General features: G+C 63.7%; 15 protein-coding genes. 3 read left to right on the forward strand and 12 right to left on the reverse strand.

Annotated elements, in window-relative coordinates; all coding sequences use genetic code 11:
• Nucleotides 1–138 precede the first annotated feature (138 nt).
• Entirely contained in the window at nt 139–681 is a 543-nt protein-coding gene (locus tag BN1124_RS06585; RefSeq protein WP_042640220.1) for a hypothetical protein, read from the forward strand.
• A gap of 69 nt (nt 682–750) precedes the next feature.
• On the opposite strand, the gene BN1124_RS06590 is transcribed toward BN1124_RS06585, so the two are convergent.
• Nucleotides 751–1,590, reverse strand: coding sequence for a sterol desaturase family protein (locus tag BN1124_RS06590; RefSeq protein WP_042640881.1), 840 nt, complete (start codon nt 1,588–1,590; stop codon nt 751–753).
• Between the two features lie 188 nt (nt 1,591–1,778).
• Between BN1124_RS06590 and BN1124_RS06595 the strand changes: the two genes are divergently transcribed.
• Nucleotides 1,779–2,150: a hypothetical protein gene (locus tag BN1124_RS06595; protein ID WP_042640221.1), complete on the forward strand. Its 372-nt coding sequence runs from the start codon at nt 1,779–1,781 to the stop codon at nt 2,148–2,150.
• A gap of 76 nt (nt 2,151–2,226) precedes the next feature.
• On the opposite strand, the gene BN1124_RS06600 is transcribed toward BN1124_RS06595, so the two are convergent.
• From BN1124_RS06600 to BN1124_RS06610, 3 genes are all read right to left on the reverse strand, one after another.
• A complete protein-coding gene (locus BN1124_RS06600; RefSeq protein ID WP_042640223.1) occupies nt 2,227–2,970 on the reverse strand; it encodes an amino acid ABC transporter ATP-binding protein in 744 nt (247 codons plus the stop codon).
• 89 nt (nt 2,971–3,059) lie between these two features.
• Nucleotides 3,060–4,004 (reverse strand): amino acid ABC transporter permease, encoded by a 945-nt coding sequence (locus BN1124_RS06605; protein ID WP_042640225.1) that lies wholly within the window; start codon nt 4,002–4,004, stop codon nt 3,060–3,062.
• Nucleotides 4,005–4,103: 99 nt separating this feature from the next.
• A complete protein-coding gene (locus BN1124_RS06610) occupies nt 4,104–4,895 on the reverse strand; it encodes a transporter substrate-binding domain-containing protein (protein WP_042640227.1) in 792 nt (263 codons plus the stop codon).
• Between the two features lie 490 nt (nt 4,896–5,385).
• Between BN1124_RS06610 and BN1124_RS06615 the strand changes: the two genes are divergently transcribed.
• Complete coding sequence (locus tag BN1124_RS06615; RefSeq protein WP_042640882.1) at nt 5,386–6,513, forward strand: GGDEF domain-containing protein; 1,128 nt, start codon at nt 5,386–5,388, stop codon at nt 6,511–6,513.
• A 13-nt stretch (nt 6,514–6,526) separates the two neighbouring features.
• On the opposite strand, the gene uhpC is transcribed toward BN1124_RS06615, so the two are convergent.
• From uhpC to BN1124_RS06655, 8 genes are all read right to left on the reverse strand, one after another.
• Nucleotides 6,527–7,861 (reverse strand): MFS transporter, encoded by a 1,335-nt coding sequence (gene uhpC, locus BN1124_RS06620; RefSeq protein WP_042640229.1) that lies wholly within the window; start codon nt 7,859–7,861, stop codon nt 6,527–6,529.
• 27 nt (nt 7,862–7,888) lie between these two features.
• Nucleotides 7,889–9,406, reverse strand: a complete 1,518-nt coding sequence (uhpB, locus tag BN1124_RS06625; RefSeq protein WP_042640231.1) for a signal transduction histidine-protein kinase/phosphatase UhpB — start codon at nt 9,404–9,406, stop codon at nt 7,889–7,891.
• The gene (uhpA, locus tag BN1124_RS06630) at nt 9,403–9,993 is read right to left on the reverse strand and encodes a response regulator transcription factor UhpA (protein ID WP_042640232.1); all 591 of its coding nucleotides are present in this window, start codon (nt 9,991–9,993) and stop codon (nt 9,403–9,405) included. Before uhpA ends, uhpB begins: the two co-directional genes overlap by 4 nt.
• A 179-nt stretch (nt 9,994–10,172) precedes the next feature.
• Complete coding sequence (rnk, locus tag BN1124_RS06635; RefSeq protein WP_042640234.1) at nt 10,173–10,568, reverse strand: nucleoside diphosphate kinase regulator; 396 nt, start codon at nt 10,566–10,568, stop codon at nt 10,173–10,175.
• 375 nt (nt 10,569–10,943) lie between these two features.
• Nucleotides 10,944–11,678, reverse strand: coding sequence for a substrate-binding periplasmic protein (locus BN1124_RS06640; RefSeq protein WP_156128115.1), 735 nt, complete (start codon nt 11,676–11,678; stop codon nt 10,944–10,946).
• Nucleotides 11,679–11,759: 81 nt separating this feature from the next.
• Nucleotides 11,760–12,443 (reverse strand): hypothetical protein, encoded by a 684-nt coding sequence (locus tag BN1124_RS06645; RefSeq protein ID WP_042640238.1) that lies wholly within the window; start codon nt 12,441–12,443, stop codon nt 11,760–11,762.
• Between the two features lie 55 nt (nt 12,444–12,498).
• On the reverse strand, nt 12,499–13,878 hold the full coding sequence (locus tag BN1124_RS06650; protein WP_042640240.1) for an alkaline phosphatase: 1,380 nt from the start codon (nt 13,876–13,878) through the stop codon (nt 12,499–12,501).
• Between the two features lie 11 nt (nt 13,879–13,889).
• Complete coding sequence (locus tag BN1124_RS06655; RefSeq protein ID WP_042640242.1) at nt 13,890–15,281, reverse strand: alkaline phosphatase; 1,392 nt, start codon at nt 15,279–15,281, stop codon at nt 13,890–13,892.
• Nucleotides 15,282–15,548 lie beyond the last annotated feature (267 nt).

A 15,548-nucleotide genomic window follows, 5' to 3' on the forward strand; every position in this document is an offset into this window, starting at 1 on the left:
GCCCTGTATGGGCCATTTTTCGATAAGATGTGCAGCCGAGCAGTATGAAGTGGTGGGACAGGCCGGGATTCGCCGCTGACCACCAGAGTGGAACCCATGAATGGAAACCATAGTGACCGAAGAGGTCGTTCAGGAGTCATGAAGATGCCGTCTTATTCCCGTGCGCTCGGTTGTGTGGCGCTGGCCCTCGCCCTCGGAGCCTGTAGCCAGAGTGCCCCGCGCAAACCTGTCGCCACACCCAAGCCCGCCGCCCCCCAGGCCGCGGTGGTGGTTCCCCAGCCGGATCCCGATGCCGTGGTGCAAAGCGCCGTGGCAGAGCCGAGCCCGGTCTTCGATGAAGAGTATCAGGGGCCGGATCAGGGCTCGCTGGAGTCGGTGACCGCCCTGTTTGCCCGCGGCTACATCGAGTCTGCCATGCGCGAGACCATGCTGGCGGCGGTGCACAGCGACTACCCGCTGCTCGGCATGCGGGACGTGCGCCTCACCGATCCTGTGTCCAAATTCCTCACCTCCGCCCAGGCCCGTACCACGGCCCACGATTACCTCTATGCCGGGGTGCAGCGCAGGCTGGGCCGGCCCCTGAGCCCGGCGCAGTGGGAGCAGATCTGGCAAGGTTTCCCCCAGCAGGGGCGTGTCTCCGACTGGGTCAAACAGACCAAACGGGTGCTGGCGGGGCGATAAGCCGTCATGACCGGATAAACGATGAGGCCACCCCAGGGTGGCCTCATTCATTGGGTGCACAGCGCTTGCTCAGGAGGCGGCAGGACCCGCCGGCTTGCCAAACAGCACCCTCAATTTCGCCCGCCAGGGCAGGCCACGCGCCTCGCGCAACATGTCGCGCCACTCGTGGAAGGTGAGGGTGAGGGGGTTGAAGCTGCAGATGGGCTTGGTGATGCCGAAGCGGCAGGGCTCGGCGGGATCTTCTTCCACGAAGGTGCCAAACAGCCTGTCCCAGATGATGAGCACCCCGGCGAAGTTGCGGTCTATGTACTTGGCATTGCTGGCGTGATGCACCCTGTGATGGGAGGGCGTATTGAAGATCCACTCCAGCCGGCCGAGCTTGCCCACCACCTGGGTGTGGACGAAGAACTGGAAACCCAGGCTCAGCAGCACGGTGGCGACCACGGCCTCTGGTGGGAAGCCGATGAGGATCATGGGGATCCAGAACAGCCACATGCCGGAGATGGGGTACATCAGGCTCTGGCGAAAGGCGGTGGAGAGGTTGAGTCGCTCGGAGCTGTGATGCACCACGTGGGAGGCCCAGAGCCAGCGCACATGATGGCTCGCGAAGTGAAACAGCCAGTAGCAGAGATCCTGGAGCAGGAACAGCAGCAGCAGGCTCCAGACATTGAGCTCGATATCGAACAGCCGCCAGCCCCAGAGCCCGTCGTAGAGGTAGGCGATGGCGATGGCCGCCAGGGCATCCCCACCCTGATGCATCAGCGCAAGGGCGGCGTTGGCGAACAGGTCCCGCCACTGATAGGTCGCGGTGGGGAAAGCCGCCCCGTGTCTGCGCAGATAGAGCATCTCCCAGCCGACGAAGGCCAGAAAGATCGGGGCGAGGTAGAGCAGCAGCAGTTGCACATCCATGTGAGCTATCCGGTTGGACCAGTTGGCTCCCAGCATACCGGACGGATTTAAAAATTCATTAACATTTGGCGATCAAAGTGGCGATGGGCCCAGCGCCGTCTCCCGGCGGGATCCTCACATACACTGGAAGAGAAAGCGCTCGAGTGGGAGGCGCCATAAGCGGCATGACATCAGCTGAGGAGGAGAGGATGAGAGCAAACCAGGTTTGCGTCATGCTCAGCCTGTTGACCGCGAGTGCAGGGGCCAATGACAGTTTCAACAGCGAGTTGAGTCATTTTGCCGGCGGCGCGGCCATGGGGGCCGGGTTCACGGCCATCGCCGATCACTACGGTTATCGGGAGCACAGGGGCTGGATCGGGTTTGGTGTCTCCACCGGTATCGGGGTGGCGGGGGAGTTGCTCGAACTGGCATCGGGCAAGGGGGATTTTTCAGCCCTGGATGCGGGTGCCAATGCGCTGGGCGCGGCGGTGGGGGCCTATGGCACGGATCGCTGGCTGCTGGCGCCGGTCGTGTTGCCAGAGGCCCACTACGTGGGGCTGATGAGCCGCTACCGCTTCTGATGGCAAGGTGGCCCGGGGCCGTCTGAATGAGAGGAGGGAGCCTGGGCTCCCTCTTTTGTTTTCAGACCTTGCGGTATTACAGCACCTGACTCAGGAACTGGCGCAGGCGGGGGGAGGGGGGATTGTCGAAGAAGTCGGTAGGCTTCTCATCCACCAGCAGCTCGCCGCTCTCCATAAACAGCACCCTGTCGGCTACTTCCCTGGCGAAGCCCATCTCGTGGGTCACCACCACCATGGTCATGCCCTCGCGGGCCAGCCCCTTCATCACGTCCAGCACCTCGCCCACCATCTCGGGATCCAGCGCGCTGGTGGGCTCGTCAAACAGCATGATGCGCGGCTGCATGGCGAGTGCCCTGGCGATGGCCACCCGTTGCTGCTGACCGCCGGAGAGCTGGGACGGGTAGCTCGCGGCCTTGTTGGACAGGCCGACCTTGAGCAGCAGCGCCTTGGCTCTGTCCTCGGCGTCCTTGCGGGAGAGCCCGCGCACCTTCTGGGGGGCGAGGCTGATGTTCTCCAGCACGTTGAGGTGGGGGAAGAGGTTGAAGGACTGGAACACCATGCCCACCTCTTCGCGCAGCTTGTTGACGTCGCCGGGCTCGGTCAGGCAGATACCATCGACCCAGATGTCGCCATCGTTGATGGTCTCGAGCTGATTGAGGGTGCGCAGGAAGGTGGACTTGCCAGAGCCGCTCGGGCCCACAATCACCACCACTTCCCCCTCCGCCACCTGGGTGCTGACGTTCTTGAGGGCGTGCACCTCGGTACCGTAGAACTTCTCGACCGCCGTCGCCTTGATGATGGGATCAGTTGTTTGTCGCATGTGTCACCTCCAGGTGATGGACCAGGAAGGCGCGGGGCGTGCCGGTCATGGCAAAATATCTCGACTCCCGTTGGGCTCGGGTGAGGTGGTTAGTTGCTTTTCGCATATTTCACCTCGAGACGGCGTACCAGGAAGGAGAGGGTGCCGGTGAGCACCAGGTAGAGCAGGGCCACGGTGAACCAGACCTCGAACGGGCTGAAGGTGGAGCTGACCACCTCCCGTCCGGCCTTGGTGAGATCCGTGATGGAGATGACCGAGACCAGGGAAGAGTCCTTGATGAGGTTGATAAACTGGCCGGCCAGCGGCGGCAGCACCCGCTTGAACGCCTGGGGCAGGATCACGTAGCGCATGGTCTGGGCCGCGGTCATGCCGAGGCTGCGCCCTGCCTCCATCTGCCCCTTGTGGATGGAGCTGATGCCGGCGCGCACGATTTCGGCCACATAGGCCCCGGTAAACACCGCCAGCGCCGCGACCCCGGCGGTGAAGCGATCGAGGTTCAGCACTGTGCCGATAAAGAAGTAGACGATGAAGATCTGCACCAGCAGCGGGGTGCCGCGAATGAGCTCCACGTAGGTGACCGCCAGATTGCGCAGGGCGGGATTGGGGGAGAGGCGGGCGAGGCCTGCCAGGGTGCCGAGCAGGATGGCGAAGACGCCGGCGACCAGGGAGAGCTTGACCGTGACCCAGACGCCCCAGGCGATGGGGCCGGCGGTCCAGCTGAGCTGAGTGTCGAGGGTATCACCGAGGAAGACGGTATCCCCTTCGGCCACCTGGGCGCCCTGGGCGGCGATGGCCTGGCGGTGGTTGGCATCGAGGTCGTCTTGCAGGAACAACTGTCCCTTCTCTGCGACCACGGTGCCGTCGAACTCGGCATACTGTTTTTGTTCGGCCTGGTAGGCGATGTACTGGGGGATACGTTCCCAGCGCCAAGTGTAATCCACGGCCTGCACGGCCTTGTAGATGCCGAAGACGGCGACCAGCAGCATCAGCAGGAAGACGCCGTGCCAGAGCAGCTGGTTGGGTTGTTTTTCCATCTGTCTTGTGGGTGTTGGGTTGTGCACTGTCGCAACCTCTTTGTAGTTATTGTGTGGGGATCATCTGCGTGAAGGGGCGGCAAGCCGCCCCTTGAGAGGTTATTTCAGCTGGTTGAGCCAGGTGTTGGACTCAAACCATTTCTTGTAGAGACGGTCGTAGCTGCCGTCGCCCTTGATCTGGCGCAGGTAGTTGTTCAGCCAGTTGAGGGTGTCCTGATCACCCTTGCGGATGGCCCAGGCCAGGGGTTCGAAGGTGAAGGGCTTGTCCAGGTGCACCACGGCGCCCTTGTTCTGGGATGCGAAGATGGCGTTGTAAGGCAGGTCATAGATGAAGGCATCCACCTTGCCGTTGATCACTTCCAGCTTGGCGTCGTCCTGGGTTTCAAACTGCAGCAGGGTGGCTTTCGGGATCATGCGCTTGACCGCCTGCTCGCCCGTGGTGCCGAGCTTGACCGCGATCTTGTACTTGGGATCGTTCAGATCGCTGAAGGACTTGATCTCGCCCGCCTTGTCCTTGCGCAGCACGATTGTCTGACCAACGACGATGTAGGGGTCGGCGAAGTTGACGCGCAGGTTGCGCTGGGGGGTGACCGTCATGCCACCCATGATGACGTCGAACTTGTCGGTCAAGAGGGCCGGGATGATGCCGTCCCAGGCGGTGTTGACGAACTCCACCTTGACCCCCATCTCCTTGGCGACCATTTTGGCAAGATCCACGTCAAAGCCGATGTATTGGCCCTGCTTGTTGGTCATCTCGAAGGGTTGATAGCCGGCATCGAAGCCGACCCGCAGCACACCGCGCTCCAGCACGGCATCCAGGGTGGAACTGGGGGCGGCGGCGTTGGCCAGCCCGCACAGCAGCAGGGTAGAGAGAATGAGTTTTTTGATCATAAGTGACGTCTCTGTCGAAAAGTGTGTTCGGCCTTGAACCTGCTCCCGTGCGACTCCATGGCACAAGAGACTGCTGCATCCGGCAACAGGCAAGACAGGATTATTGTCTTGGGTCGGGCAAAAGCCCCATATGAGATTCTATGAATGGTCAGCTGAGTGAAAAATGTACCAAAAGTTGATTGTGCCAGAAGACTCAATAAGTTAGTGGGACTTTTTCCTCGCGGCTTGGCTCATAAAACCACATGAAAACAACATATCTATCTAATGGCGTGGGTTCAAGTGCAAAAGTTTGCGCGGGGCACTTTGCGCCCTTTTCCCCGGCAAAGGGGAATCAAATGGACTCGCTTATCGCCACCCGTCGTTGAATTTCCCTCCCTCTTTCCCCTGGCGGCAGGGACCCGGAAAATTATTTCATCGGGAAGGATGGCTCCCTCTGTGTCTTGTCATGGGCTTCCAATATACTCAGCCATCCTCATCGGAAGGCCTGGGTATGGACGCCTCAATACTGCTCAAACTGGATGTGTTCACCCTGATGCTGATGGCCCTCGGGGGCTACGCCCTGGGTTTCATCACCCTCTCCATCATCTGGCTGACCCACAGGGAGATCCCGGGCCTCGGGCTCTGGTGGTGGTCCAGCCTGTGCGCCCTGGCGGCCCAGTCACTGTTCTTCCTGCAAGCCTTCATGCCCAACATGACGGGGATCTGGCTCGCCAATCTGCTGATCACCCTCTGCATCGCCCTGATGCCGCTGGCCTTGCAGCGCTTCTTTGACAAGGCGCCGAGCTGGCGGGCATTCGCGTCGTTCATGCTGGTCTATGTGCTGCTGTTGAGCTGGAGCGTGCTGTTCAACGACGAGATGGCGCCCAGGGTGTTGCTGGCTTGCCTGAGCTACATGGTGCTGGGGGCGGTGATCGTCCTGCTCATCTGGCGCCACGGCTATCCGGCCTACCTGCCCGCGGTGCTGGTCTTTACCGTGGTCAACATACTGCTCTATGGCTTCAATCTGGTGCGCATGGGGGCCCTGCTCAGCGGCGAGGTACGGGTGCTGATGGATCAGCATGCGGTCAATGTGCTGCCCTTCCTCTCCATGCTGATGGGCAACTATCTCTCCACCTTCGGGGTGTTGTTGCTCTGTACCCAGTACCGGGCCCTGGCACTGCGCCAGCAGGCCAGCCACGATCCTCTGACCGGCCTGCTCAACCGGCGGGGCTTTATGGCGCGCGCTGGCAAGGCGAGCAGGCGTGGCGCCCTGGTGATGCTGGATCTCGACGATTTCAAGCAGATCAACGATCGCCACGGTCACGAGGCGGGGGACAGGGCGCTGGCGGCGGTTGGCCGCTATCTCGCCAGCCAGCCTGGGCTTATCGCCAGCCGCTTCGGCGGTGAAGAGTTCGTGCTGTTGCTGGCAGAGCGTGACCCCGCCGCCCAGCAGAGGCGCTGCGAGCAGATCTTGCAAGACATAGCGGCGCTGCCGCTGGATGGGATGAAGATCACGGCCAGCATAGGCCTGGTGCCCTGCCTGAACGACTGGCACTTCGATAGCCTGTTCAGCCTGGCCGATCGAGCCCTCTATCAGGCCAAGCGGACGGGCAAGAACCGGGTCTGCCAGAGCGCCTGATGCGCTATCCGTATTAACTCGGTTCGGCGGCGAGGGTGCGCGGCGCCTGGGCCTTGAGGAAGGGCAGCAGCAGCAGGGCGGAGACACCGGCCGCCACCGAGATCACCACGAAGAAGCCGTTCCAGTGCCAGATCTCCATGACCTTGGCCAGCGGGTAACCCGACAGCGCCGCCCCCATGTAGGCGAACAGGCCGACGAAACCGGTGGCGGCTCCCGCGCAATCCTTGTGAGAGCACTCAGCCGCGGCCATGCCGATCAGCATCTGGGGCCCGAACACGAAGAAGCCGATGGTGAAGAAGCAGGCCGCCTGCATCACGTAGCTGAAGAAGGGCATCAGCCAGAGCGACCCCACCGAGAGCAGGATCCCGATGGCGAAGATGAGGTTCATGGGCCCCCGGTTGCCGTTGAACAGCTTGTCCGATCCCCAGCCCGCCACCAGGGCACCGATAAAGCCCCCCACCTCAAACATCGAAATGGCCGAGTTGGCGCTCATCAGATTGAAGCCGCGCTGCTCCGTCATGTAGAGATTACCCCAGTCATTGATGGCGGTGCGCACCACGTAGACCAGCACATAGCAGCAGGCCAGCAGCCAGATATAGGGGTTGCCGAGCACGTATTTTCGCAGGATCTGGCGCGGTGTGAGTCCGACATCCTGGGTTTGCTGGGCGATTTCCAGGGCATCGCTGCGCCACTCGCCGACCGTGGGCAGCCCCAGGGTGCTCGGGGTGTCGCGCAGCCGCCAGCACAGCACCAAGCCGACCAGAATGGCGATGACGCCGGGCACTATCATGCCGTAGCGCCAGCCATGCTGCAGGGCTATGGTGCTGACGATGAGCGGGATCAGCGCCCCGCCCACGTTGTGGGCCGTGTTCCAGGCCGACCACCAGAAGCCGCGCTCGGTGCGGGAATACCAGCTGGTCAGCAGCTTGGAGCAGGGGGGCCAGCCCCAGCCCTGGAAGAAGGCGTTGGCAATCCAGAGCGCCGCGAACAGCCAGAGCGACGATGAGAGCCCGAACAAGATGTTGATGACCCCGGTCGCCATCAGCCCCAGCCCCATGAAGTAACGGGGATTGGCTCTGTCGCTGATGATACCGGAGACGAACTTGGAGCCGCCGTAGGTGAGGTAGAACAGGGTCCACAGCATGCCGATGTCGGATTTGTCGAGCATGCCCTCGGCCAGCATGTCCGGCATGGCGAAGTTGAAGCTCTTGCGGGTGAAATAGAACACCGCGTAGCCCAGGTACATGGTCAGCAGAATATGGAGGCGCCAATGTCGATAGCTGGCGTCGATCTCGGCCCTATCCAGGATCCGGGGGGCCGGCTGGGGGCTCTTGATAAAACTCAGCATGAACGCGGACCCTTCTGGCATGGGAACTCAGGCATCGGGATCCTCCCGTCGGCGGCAGGGCAGGCTCAGGGTCAGCTGGGTGCCGTGCAGGCAGGAGAGCTGCAGCGTGCCGCCGAGCGCCTGCACCCGTTCGCGGATGCCGAGCAGGCCATAGCCCTGAGGCGTCTGTTCCGGCAGGCCGCAGCCGTCATCTTCGAGCCGCAGGTGCAGGCGCTCTGCCTGCTGGTGGGCCTGGATACTGACCGAGCCGGCGTTGGCGTGTTTCACCACGTTGTTGAGCCCCTCCTGACAGACCCGAAACAGGGTGACCCGCTGGGCATCGGAGAGCGCCTCGTCCGTCAGCTGCCAGTCGAGCCGGGTGACGATGCCGCGGCGCTCGAGTTCCAGCTCCCGCAGCAGGCCGCGCACCGCCTGCTCCAGGCTCATGTCGTCGAGTTGGCGGGGGCGCAGCCGGCCGAGCAGGCCGCGCACCGCGTCATAGATGCCAAGGGACAGGGTATCAATGAGGGCGCTGCTCTGGCCGACGCCGCCGTTGTCCGGCGCGAGCCGGCGCACTATGCCCGCCTGGGTGCGGATGGCGGTGATGGTCTGGCCTATGTCGTCGTGCAGCTCCCGGGCCACCTCTTTGCGGATGCTCTCCTCGGTCTCCAGCAACCGCTCGGTGAGTTGGCGGTTGTGGGCGAGCTGGCGGGTGAGCGCCTGATTGAGCTCGCGCTGGCGCTGGATGCCGGCGCCGAGCAGCAGGCCGGTCAGGCTTTGGGCCAAGAGGGAGAGCAGCAAGTCCAGCGGGTGCTCGTGCCAGGCCTGGCCCGCCATCAGCGCCACCGTGTTCATCAGGGTGGCGAGCAGGGCGCCCTGCCAGCCGTAGCGCCAGGCCATGGCCATGATGGGAATGGCGAGGCAAAAGGGGGTGAAGCGCACCAGGGAGTCGGGCAGGCCGAGCTGGAGCCAGAGGCTCAGCACGAACAGCAGCAGGTACCAGAACAGGTGGCGAAAGCGCCAGTCCACCGGCTGATCGATGAGGGCCGGACCGAGCGGCACCCAGGTGGCGCGGGTCAGGTAGTGCCAGATCAGCATGCAGGTGGAGGTGAGGGTGAGGCCGCCGGTCAGGGTCAGCAGCAGGGCTGTGAGGCCATCCTCCCCGGCCAGATGCCAGAGCAGGGATTGCAGCAGCGCCGCCATGGTCACTGTGGCGAGCAGCACCAGCAGCTGTTGCCAGTCGTCGCGAATGCGCTGGCGCCGGGCGATGAGCAGGGGCAGCAGGGTGAGCAGGCTGCCCGCCTGGATGAGGGGCCACAGGGGCATGCCCACTTCGCCATCGAGCCAATAGAGCAGCAGGGATTCGCACAACAGCAGCGGCGGCCAGTAGGCGAGGGGGCTTTGCAGCAGCAGGCCGAGCCGCAGCCCGAACGGGAACAGCAGCACCGCCAGCACGGGGCTGCCCGCCAGGTGCAGGCCTATGCTCCAGAGGCAAAACCAGCCGGCGGCGAAGATGAAGCTGGCCGCCAGGGCGATGGCGACGTAGCTGGCAAGGCGGGGGATCACCAGCTGTCCAGCATGCGGTGGGCCAGCTCCACGTTGTTGCTGACGTTGAGCTTGTCCATCAGGTTGGCGCGGTGCACGTGCACCGTCTTGGGAGAGAGGCCGAGCTGTTCGGCGATGGCTTTCACCTCCAGCCCGCGGGCCAGCAACTGCGCCACCTCCCGCTCCCGGTTAGTGAGCGGATCACGGCTATTGCTGGCGAGCTTGTGGGCGATGTCCGGGGTGAGATAACAGCCGCCGTGGGCGGCGGTGCGCACCGCGGCGATCAGCTCCTCCGGGCTGCAGCGCTTGGAGAGAAAGCCCTTGGCGCCCGCCTGCAGGGCCTGCTCCACCAGGGCCGGACTGTCGTGTACCGACAGCATCACCACGGCGAGGCTGGTGGGCAGTGCCTTGAGCAGATCCAGCCCGGAGCGATCCGGCATGGAGATGTCGCACACGCACAGTTGCACCCCGCTGCCCGGCAGACCCGCAAGGGCCTCGGCGGCGCTGCCAAATTCGGCAACGACCCGTAGATCGGGTTCCAGATTGAGCAGTTGGGCGAAGCCGGAGCGGACGATCTGGTGATCGTCGATGAGGGCAATGTTTATCATGATGTCAGCCTGAGATCGGTGGCCAGGGTGCTGGCGCGGCCAACAAGATACCCGTCACCGCACGCGGGCTCAAGGGGGAGGGCAAATTGTGAGCAAGATAAGTGGCGGCGGCTTGACGGGGATCAGGCAGAGGGCGCGCGCTGCTCGCCCCTGGGCCGGGCAGCGCGCGCCAACGCAGGCTAGCGGTGCAGTTCGCCCGCCCGCTCAGGCTGATAGACCACCTCCAGGATCTCCACCTGGATGGTGCGCCCGGCGGGGCCCGGCCAGGCGATGCTGTCACCCACCTTCAACCCGAGCAGGGCGCTGCCGACCGGGGCCAGCACCGAGATCTTCGACTCATCCCCCTGCACGTCTTTCGGGTAGACCAGGGTCAGGCAGAAGGCGCTGTCGCTGTTTTGCATCTTGAAGCGCACCGTGCTGTTCATGGTCACTACGTCAGGCGGCATGTCGGCGGGTTCACGGATCTCGGCGCGATCCAGCTCCTCTTGCAGGGCCAGGTGCTGCGGGTGGTTGCCGAGCAACTGCTCGATGCGATCCAGATCCAGGCTGGAGATCACGAGATTTGGCTGTGTCATAAGGCATTCCTTATCAATGGCTGACGGGACCAGGATGGCGGGCAAGCTGGTCGAAAACAGAGTGTTGGATTGTGAAAAACAGATCGAAAGCACGATGCCCCCGAACGACTCGCGTGGAGGGGCGAGGGCGGGGGCTCAGCGGGGTGTGAGCAGACTTGAAAAAATCATGAGCGCTTTCATGTGGATACCATAACCATTCCGGGCGGCTTTGGCAATTGCCCGTACCCGTGCTCAGAACCTGCCCCCGATCTTGCTGCGAGGCCGTGATCAAGGCTCATGTGCTGCCCGGAATCCTCATTTATATCTATAAACTCCGGTTCCTGCGCGGCTCTTCACCTTGCTGACGATCTCTCGCGACAGATTGTGAACAGGTTCTCAGGGCGCCTGATAATCGTACTGCTTGAGGATGCGGGTCAGGCTGCCGTCTTGCTGCATCCCCTGAATGGCCTGGCGCCAGCGCGCGGCCTCTCTGGGGGGAAAGTCGGGGTGGGCGGCGAGGTAGATGGCGGTCTCTTGCAGGGTTTCGCCCCGCACCAGATCCGCGAGCGGCAACCCGGCCTGCTGCTGGGTGTAGCGCGCCGTGTTCCAGGCCACGGCCCAGCCCTGGATACGACCCCGGGCCAGCTTGTTGGCGTTGCTGAGCTCCTCCGTCACCGCCTCCTCCCGCGCCTTGGCCAGGGGCTGGCTCAGGCTCTGACCGTAGGAGCCGCGCATCACCCCAAGGGATCCGCCGGGCAGCGCCGCTATGGTGAGCGGTGCCGGGTGATAGTGGCGATTACTGACCAGCACGAAGGCCTCCTCCAGCAGGGGGGCGACCCAAAGAAACTGGGCGTCGCGCTGGGGGCTCCTGACCGGCGGCACCAGCAGCACGTCCGGCCTGTGACGAGTCTGCAGCAGGGCGCGGGCCATCGGCATCAGCTCTATGGTCAAAGGCTCGTGCAACCGGCGCGCTGCCTCTTCCAACACCTCTATGGTCATGCCGCTCGGCGCCCCTTGCCGGATCGCAATCACATAGGGTGGCACCTCGGCTGCGATGACCGTCACGGCGTGGGCCGCATCAGCCGCCAGCAAGGGCAGACCGAAGGTAAGCAGCAGGGCAAGAGTGCGCATAGGGAGCCGGCTAGGGAAGGAGGTGGTCGAGTGTAGCATCCCACCGACTCAAATCGGCCAGCCCCGCTTGAAGATGGGGTCTCAGTCAAAGAAATCCCGCAGATCCAGGGTCTGGTAATCGCCGAGCTGTGACCAGGGCAGCTGTTTTGGCAGGGGTTTGAGGGTCAGCTCCATCCGGTAGCTGCGATAACCGTCCAGACTCGCGGACTCCACCACCAGGGGGAGCTGCCATTGGCTCGACCAGAGGATGCGGGTGCGCTGCCTGCCCTCGCGCTTCTCGTACCAGCGCGCCTGCTTGGGGGCCGCCTCGTCGAGGGGGGTCATGTCCTGCAGCAGGGCCGGATCCACCAGGTGGCGGATGCGCGCCCAGTCGGGTTTGAAGGCGACCTGGCCGTACTCCTCCGCAGGTACCTCCACCAGCTGATTGTGCCAGGCGTCGGCGTAGCGCAGTTGCAGCTCGCCATCCTCGGTGCGGCTGACCCAGCGGGCCGCCATCTGGTGGGTGAAGTGTTTGTGACCCGGATTGGCGTCGTGGGTGGCGTGATAGGCACGGGCCAGGGGCAGGGGGATCAGCCGCTGGCTCCACACCTGGTCGCCGACCCGTATCCACCTCTCCTGCCACTCCTGCTGTTTGGTGACGCCATCGCTGCTGGTAACGCTGTCCTGATAGCGGATGCGGGCCGCCAGGTCGGGTACCTCGTCGGCCTGCGCCTGGGGGAAGAGGGTGCTGCCGAGCAGCAACAAGGGGAGCAATATTCTCATCATATCGTCGCTCGAAAGAGCGGGGGCCCGTGCGCCTTGGCAGCCGGGCCCCCGGGTCTTACAGGCCGAGCGCCTCCCGCAGTTTGCCGAACACCTTGGTATTGTCGAGCGTGCCCTTGAAGCTGCCGCTGCCGGCCCCGCCCGCGAACAGCATGATGTCGCCGCCGCCGTGGGTCTCGGCGCCGAGCTTGACGCCAGTCTCCTGCAGATAGTCGTCCGCCATCACCTGATCGCTGGTGAGGGTGGGGCGCTGGTCCTGGCGGTTCGGGCCGTTGCCGAATACCAGGGTGGTGAACGGTTTGCCATCCACGTCGTTCTGGGTGGAGCCGTCGGCGTTCTTGACCAGATCCAGCACCTTGTTGCCCTTGGCGGAGTAGCCGTTGATGGTCATGGTGTGGTCGTGATCGGCGGTGACCACGATCAGGGTATCGCTCAAGTCCACCTTGCCCAGCGCCGTCTTGACCGCCTCGTCCAGCGCCACCGCATCGGTGAGGGAGCGCTTGGCGTTGGTGGCGTGCAGGGCGTGGTCGATGCGGCCCCCCTCCACCATCAGGAAGTAGCCCTGGCTGTTCTGGCTCAGCAGATCGATCGCCTTGGCGGTCATCTCGGACAGGGACGGCTGGGTGTTGGCGGCGCCCTTGGCAACGCGGTCCAGCTCGTAGTCGAGGTGGGACTTGGCGCTGAACAGACCCAGCACCTTGCCGCTGTTGACCTTGGCCAGATCGCTCTGGGTGGTGACGTAGCTGTAGCCCTGGGCACTCAGTTCGGCGGTGAGATCCCGGCCATCGGCCCGGCCCCCCTTGTTGCTGGCGCTGTAGGGGGTCCAGTGGTTGGCACCGCCCCCGAGCAGCACGTCCACCCCGTCCCCGAGCGCCGCGTTGAAGCCGGCGCCGCCCGGCACCGCCTGCTCGGCGATGGCGTAGGCCGCATCCCGGTGGCAGATGTGGGAGTAGGTGGCAGCCGGGGTGGCATGGGTCAGCTCGGTGGTGGTGACGGCGCCGACGGATTTACCCGCCGCCTTGGCCAGCTCCAGTATGGTGGGCACAGGCGTGCCGTTGTCGCTGGCGCAGTTGTTGACGCCCTTGTTGCCGTTGGCATCCTTGCCGGGGGCCACTGCCTTGGTGTCGCTGCTCATGGCGATCACCTCGTTGTTCATCTTGACGCCGGTGGTGTAGGCCGCCATGGAGGGGGCCGAATCCGTGGTCTGGGCGTCGTTGGAGAAGGTTTTGATGCGCGCGCTCTGGGGCAGCTTCATGATCTCCAGATCCCCCTCTTCCCCCACCTTGAACAGCCGGGTGGCGGTGAGGACGGTGGGGCCCATGCCGTCACCGATAAACAGGATCACGTTCTTGGCATCGCTTGCCTGAGCCTGGGGAAGCCCACTCAGGGCGCCGAGCAGGGCGGTGCAGACCAGCGTCTTTTTCATGATGATTTTCATCCTATAGTCCCTTACAGCTTGGCCGCAGCCTTGATCTTGCCGAACACGGCAGTGTTGTCGAGGGAGCCGTGGAAGCTGTCAGCCCCCTGGCCGATGGCGCCGAGGAAGACGTCGGTGCCGCCGTGGGTCTCGTTGCCAATCTCTCCCACCTTGACCACCACCTCCTGGTGATAGTCGTTGGCCGAGACGGTGGCGTCGTCGAGGGCCGCCACGCTGCTGCGTGGGCCATCCACCCGGTTGTAGCCGTTGCCAAAGCCGATGATGGTGTAGGGCATGCCGTCGGCATCCTTGCTGGGTTCACCGGTCTCGTAGTTCTTCACCAGCCCCAGTACCCCCGGATTGCTGGCGGTGGTCTTGCCGGTGCGCTTGGCATAACCGTTGAGCACCAGGGTGTGGTCATGGTCGGCGGTGACCACGATCAGGGTGTTCTTCAGCTCGGGGTCTGTCTTCTTCACCTCGTCGATGGCGGCCTTGATGGCGTCGTCGAAGGCGAGGGTATCTTGCAGGGCACGCTTGGCGTTGGTGTCGTGCAGGGCGTGATCGATGCGGCCCCCCTCCACCATCAGGAAGTAACCCTTCTCCTTGTCCTTGAGCTGCTTGATGGCGGCCAGGGTCATCTGGGCCAGGGACGGCTCGCTGGCCGGTCTGTCCAGGTCGTATTTCATGTGGCTAGAGCCAAACAGTCCCAGTAGCGGCTTGCTGGCATCGGCCTGGTTCAGCTGATCCAGAGTGCTGGCGAACTGATAGCCCTTGGCCTGCATCTCGTCGATGAGGTTGCGGCCATCGGTACGCTTGCCCTTGTCGGCGGTGGGCAGGAAGAAGCTGCTGCCGCCCCCGAGCACCACGTCCAACCCCTCCTTGAGGTTGCCGTTGTAGCCGGCACCGCCCGGTACCAGCTGGGCGGCGATGTCCGCCTCCAGATCCCGGTTGCAGATGTGGGCATAGGTGGCGGCCGGGGTGGCGTGGGTCACCCGGGTGCTGGTAACCACGCCGGTGCCGCGGCCATCGGCCTTGGCCAGCTCCAGCAGGGTGGTGACCGGCTTGCCGGCACTCTTGCTGCAGTCGCTCTCCTGGGTGGCGTCACTGTCCATGCTGATGACGCCGTTGTTGCTCTTGACCCCGGTCATGTAGGCGGCCATGGAAGGGGCCGAGTCGGTGACCTGGGAGTCGTGGGAGAAGGTCTTGATGAAGGCCGTCTGGGGCAGGGTATCTATGGTGAGATCCCCCTCTTCACCGACGCCGTAGATGCGGGCCGCGGTCAAGGTGTTGAGGCCCATGCCATCCCCCAAGAAGAAGATCACGTTCTTGGCGCTGGGCTCGGGGGTGGTGCTGTCGTTTGTGGAGTTGCAGCCGGCGGCCAGGGCGGCGCCGATCATCAATGCAAGTCCTGCCATTTTTCTCATTGGGGTTCGCTCCTTGTAAAACCTGAGCGCAGCCTAGAGGCAGGGGATGACATTTTTAGTGGAATTCGATGACAATCCGGTGAAGGTACCCGCCGAATGTGATTCTGTATCAATCACTTATTCACGGATTTGGAGCCAAACGTCTGTCATGCCGGCTCGCCCAGCGGCTTGGAGGTTCCCGTCCATCCGGCTAGAATGGCCTGTCAAATCGGGGCGCCAACGGGTAGAATGCGCGCCCCTATGATTGATGTCCGGTGACGCCCGGCG

The sequence above is a fragment of the Aeromonas eucrenophila genome (assembly GCF_000819865.1).
Taxonomy (GTDB): Bacteria; Pseudomonadota; Gammaproteobacteria; order Enterobacterales; family Aeromonadaceae; genus Aeromonas; species Aeromonas eucrenophila.

Excerpts from the sequence above, each read along its gene's own strand:
- BN1124_RS06650 (WP_042640240.1), bottom strand. The coding sequence starts at position 13,878 with ATGAAAATCATCATGAAAAAGACGCTGGTCTGCACCGCCCTGCTCGGC.
- BN1124_RS06600 (WP_042640223.1), bottom strand. The coding sequence starts at position 2,970 with ATGCGACAAACAACTGATCCCATCATCAAGGCGACGGCGGTCGAGAAG.
- BN1124_RS06640 (WP_156128115.1), bottom strand. The coding sequence starts at position 11,678 with ATGCGCACTCTTGCCCTGCTGCTTACCTTCGGTCTGCCCTTGCTGGCG.
- BN1124_RS06585 (WP_042640220.1), top strand. The coding sequence starts at position 139 with ATGAAGATGCCGTCTTATTCCCGTGCGCTCGGTTGTGTGGCGCTGGCC.
- uhpC (WP_042640229.1), bottom strand. The coding sequence starts at position 7,861 with ATGCTGAGTTTTATCAAGAGCCCCCAGCCGGCCCCCCGGATCCTGGAT.
- BN1124_RS06655 (WP_042640242.1), bottom strand. The coding sequence starts at position 15,281 with ATGAGAAAAATGGCAGGACTTGCATTGATGATCGGCGCCGCCCTGGCC.
- uhpA (WP_042640232.1), bottom strand. The coding sequence starts at position 9,993 with ATGATAAACATTGCCCTCATCGACGATCACCAGATCGTCCGCTCCGGC.
- BN1124_RS06610 (WP_042640227.1), bottom strand. The coding sequence starts at position 4,895 with ATGATCAAAAAACTCATTCTCTCTACCCTGCTGCTGTGCGGGCTGGCC.
- rnk (WP_042640234.1), bottom strand. The coding sequence starts at position 10,568 with ATGACACAGCCAAATCTCGTGATCTCCAGCCTGGATCTGGATCGCATC.
- BN1124_RS06590 (WP_042640881.1), bottom strand. The coding sequence starts at position 1,590 with ATGGATGTGCAACTGCTGCTGCTCTACCTCGCCCCGATCTTTCTGGCC.
- BN1124_RS06595 (WP_042640221.1), top strand. The coding sequence starts at position 1,779 with ATGAGAGCAAACCAGGTTTGCGTCATGCTCAGCCTGTTGACCGCGAGT.
- BN1124_RS06645 (WP_042640238.1), bottom strand. The coding sequence starts at position 12,443 with ATGATGAGAATATTGCTCCCCTTGTTGCTGCTCGGCAGCACCCTCTTC.
- BN1124_RS06615 (WP_042640882.1), top strand. The coding sequence starts at position 5,386 with ATGGACGCCTCAATACTGCTCAAACTGGATGTGTTCACCCTGATGCTG.
- BN1124_RS06605 (WP_042640225.1), bottom strand. The coding sequence starts at position 4,004 with ATGGAAAAACAACCCAACCAGCTGCTCTGGCACGGCGTCTTCCTGCTG.